Genomic DNA, 3367 nt, shown 5'->3' with positions numbered 1-3367 from the left:
GGTCAGACCTCTGGCGCTGCCGATGAGAGAAGGCGATGCCGCACCTCCTTGAAACCAATCCGGACCGCAAATGAAACAATCCCGCCATGCGTGCGGCATCGTGCCGACACAATCGCCGCCGATAAAGCGCGGGAAATGAGGGTTCGCGGCCATGACCAGCACAGCAAGATTCCATGCCATCGACAGCGACGCCGGATTGTCCGCACGCCTGCGCCCGGCCGACATCAACGTCCCGAAAATGGTCAGCCAGGCTGCCGGACCGTTCGAAGTACCCGCCGACACCGGCAAGGGACCATCCATGCGCGACGCGTTGATGACCGGCCTGCTGGTGATCTATCCGACCCTGGCCACGGTGGTGGCGATCGTCGCCGGCCTGGTGCTGGCCAGCGCCAACGGCACCTGAGCCTATTTCGGCCGCCTGAAAGCCTTCCGCTGCTTCTCGACCTCTTGGCGGCAGGCGCAGCCCTCGAGGTGGTCGTTGACCAGGCCCATGGCCTGCATGAAAGCGTAGACCGTGGTCGGGCCGACAAAGCTCCAGCCGCGCTTCTTCAGCTCCTTCGAGATCCGCACCGAGACGGCCGTTGTCGGGTTCGCGCGCAGATGGGCGAGGTCGACGATTTGCGGCCGCTCGTCCTTGCCGGGTTCGAACTTCCAGAACCAGGCGGCCAGTGAGCCGAATTCGTCCACCATTTCGCGGGCGCGCCTGGCGTTGTTGATGGTCGAGACGATCTTGCCGCGATGGCGGATGATGCCGGCATTGCCGAGCAGGCGCTCGACATCCTTGTCGGTGAAGCTTGCTACCTTGTCGAATTCGAAATTGGCGAAGGCTTCGCGAAAATTCTCCCGCTTGCGCAGTATGGTCAGCCACGACAGGCCCGACTGAAAGCCTTCCAGGCAGATCTTTTCGAACAGCCTGCGGTCGTCGGCCACAGGCCGGCCCCATTCATGATCGTGGTAGTGCAGATAGTCGGGCAGATTGCCGTGCCAGAAGCAGCGCGCGACACCGTCGGGGCCAGCGAGCAGGCCGGTGTTTTCCTTGTCCATAGGCCAAAATCCGTTCGTTAACGCGCTTTTGCGCGGCATTTACTGCGGCTTTACCAGATTCCTGAACCCGGCGGTAACCACACCAAAAGGTTTACTGACAAAGCCGCATTTTACGCATTCCGATTCATGTTTCGGTTGCTGCTTGCGCGCCAATGATCGCCGAACCGGGAGGACGTTTCCACCCGTTTGTATCAGACGATCAAGGTGCGTTACGATGAAGACAGTGTTGTTTCCCGTGCTCGGCGCCGTGGCTGTGTTTGCCGCCGGCGTCACACCCTCAATCGCCGGCGACCGCTATGCCGACAGGCCGCCGGTGATGGTGAGCCCCGACCTTTCCGCACCCTGGGTGCTGCAGCTTGGCCATGCGCCCGGCATCGTGCGCCAGAACCGGCAGGTGGTGCAGCAGCAGCGACGCCTGCGCCCGGCGCAGCCCGACCGGGTGCAGACGGCGGCGGTGCAGCCGCCGGCCAAGCGCATGGTCGCGCGTCCTCAGATCAACCCGATCTACCTGCCGCAGGAAGTCGACTATGACGGAGGCCAGAAGCCGGGCACGATCGTCATCGACACCACGCAGAATTTCCTCTTCCTGGTCGAGAAGAACGGCAAGGCAAGGCGCTATGGCGTCGGCACCGGCAAGCCGGGCTTCGAATGGTCGGGTACGCACAAGATCACCAACAAGCGCGAGTGGCCGGACTGGCGCCCGCCGGCGCAGATGATCAAGCGCGAAGCCGCCAAGGGCCGCTATTTGCCGACCTATCTTGCCGGCGGCATGGAGAACCCGCTTGGTGCCCGTGCGCTCTACCTCGGCACCACCGAATACCGCATCCATGGCACCAACCAGCCGTGGACGATCGGCGGCGCGGTGTCATCGGGCTGCATCCGCATGCGCAACGAGGACGTCGTCGATCTCTATGAGCGGGTCAATGTCGGAACCACGGTCGAGGTGATATAATAGTCCTTGCGAATCACCTGGCCGGCAAAGCAGTCCGCTTTTCGAGGCCAGTTTAGGGATACGGGGGACGGGCCGTATGGGGATGCGGCCGGTCAGGAAGGGCAGCACGGGAAACCGCGCTGCCCTTTCCGTTTTGAGCAGAAATCGAGGGCAAAAGGTCACCCACGCGTCGCGCAACGGGCATAGCGGTTCGCTTTCATGCTGCCCTTTGCCGCATTCTTTTGCTATCTGGGTGGCAAGTTCCACAAAAGAGTTCACCCATGCCTCTGTCCGAAGACAGCCGTTATCTCAAGGGCGGCCCGGTCGCCCAGCGCATCATCGCCGCCGTTGCCGAGGACGCAGCGATCGCCAAAGCCGAGGGTTTTCCGCCCAAGCTGATCTCGATCACCGTCGGCGACACCGATGCGGTGGACGTCTATGTGCGCAACCAGCGCGCCAAGGCTGAGCTCGCCGGCATCGATTTCGAGGAACGGCGCTTTCCCGCCACCATCACAGCAGGCGAGTTGGAAGCTGCGATCCACGGCCTGAATGCCGATCCGCGCGTTACCGGCATCATCATCCAGCGGCCCGTGCCAGCGCATATCCCCATCAAGACGCTGCAAGCGGCGGTGCATCCGCTGAAGGATGTCGAAGGCATGCATCCGGCCTCAATCGGCAACATCGTCTACAACCAGCTCGATCTCGCGCCTTGCACGGCGGCCGCCTCGGTCGAGCTGCTGAAGGAAACCGGCCTCGACCTCAAGGGACTGGAAGTCGTCATCGTCGGCCATTCGGAAATCGTCGGCAAGCCGATCGCCTTCCTGTTGATGAGCGAGGGCGCGACGGTGACGGTCTGCCATCACATGACGCGATCGGTCGCCGCCCATGCGCGGCGTGCCGATGCGCTGTTCGTCGCCGTCGGCAAGCCGCGGCTGATCAAGGCCGACATGGTCAAGCCGGGCGCTGCCGTCATCGACATCGGCATCAATTCCGAAATCGCCCCCGACGGCTCCAGCCGCATCGTCGGCGACGTCGACACTGAAAGCGTGCGCGAGGTCGCCTCCTGGATCACCCCGGTGCCGGGCGGCGTCGGTCCGATCACGGTCGCCATCCTGCTGCGCAACACCATGGTCGCGCTCAGCCGCCAGCGCGCGCTCTACGAGGCGACTTACGGCACGGCGGACAGGCTCGCGGCGGAGTAAGCGCCCGCCAAGGTCGTCCTATTCCGCCGCGATCAGGGTCTCTTCCAGAACACCTTCCGGCCTCGGCCCGCCATAAGCCCAGTCGAGCAGCTTGATCGTGTGCACCACCGGCATCTTCGCGGCGGAAGCAATTTGCGTGATGCAGCCGATGTTGCCGGTGGCGACGATCGAGGCCCCCGTCGCCTCGATG

The 3367-nt window shown here is 63.5% G+C and carries 4 protein-coding genes and 1 pseudogene; 3 read left to right on the top strand and 2 right to left on the bottom strand.

The genetic code is table 11. The annotated features are described in order from the left end of the window. Positions 1-151 precede the first annotated feature (151 nt). Positions 152-403 carry a hypothetical protein gene (locus tag EN925_RS28875; protein WP_024502332.1) on the top strand — a complete coding sequence of 84 codons (252 nt, stop codon included), beginning with the start codon at positions 152-154 and terminating at the stop codon, positions 401-403. Between the two features lie 2 nt (positions 404-405). Here the strand turns inward: EN925_RS28875 and EN925_RS28870 are convergent, their stop codons facing one another. Beyond that, positions 406-1044 (bottom strand): DNA-3-methyladenine glycosylase I, encoded by a 639-nt coding sequence (locus EN925_RS28870; protein ID WP_127385346.1) that lies wholly within the window; start codon positions 1042-1044, stop codon positions 406-408. A 214-nt stretch (positions 1045-1258) separates the two neighbouring features. On the opposite strand from EN925_RS28870, the gene EN925_RS28865 reads away from it, so the two are divergent. Together EN925_RS28865 and EN925_RS28860 are read left to right on the top strand one after the other, a co-directional pair. Then, positions 1259-1996: a L,D-transpeptidase gene (locus tag EN925_RS28865; RefSeq protein WP_013530354.1), complete on the top strand. Its 738-nt coding sequence runs from the start codon at positions 1259-1261 to the stop codon at positions 1994-1996. A gap of 260 nt (positions 1997-2256) precedes the next feature. Further along, positions 2257-3177, top strand: a complete 921-nt coding sequence (locus tag EN925_RS28860; protein WP_027160988.1) for a bifunctional 5,10-methylenetetrahydrofolate dehydrogenase/5,10-methenyltetrahydrofolate cyclohydrolase — start codon at positions 2257-2259, stop codon at positions 3175-3177. A gap of 18 nt (positions 3178-3195) precedes the next feature. Here the strand turns inward: EN925_RS28860 and EN925_RS40975 are convergent. Then, a pseudogene (locus EN925_RS40975) lies at positions 3196-3367 on the bottom strand (glycolate oxidase iron-sulfur subunit); the annotation flags it as partial.

Source organism: Mesorhizobium sp. M7A.F.Ca.US.006.04.2.1 (genome assembly GCF_004022915.1).
GTDB classification, from domain to species: domain Bacteria; phylum Pseudomonadota; class Alphaproteobacteria; order Rhizobiales; family Rhizobiaceae; genus Mesorhizobium; species Mesorhizobium ciceri.
The sequence above is the reverse complement of the archived record's forward strand: the minus strand, read 5'-3'. Positions and strand labels throughout refer to the sequence as shown.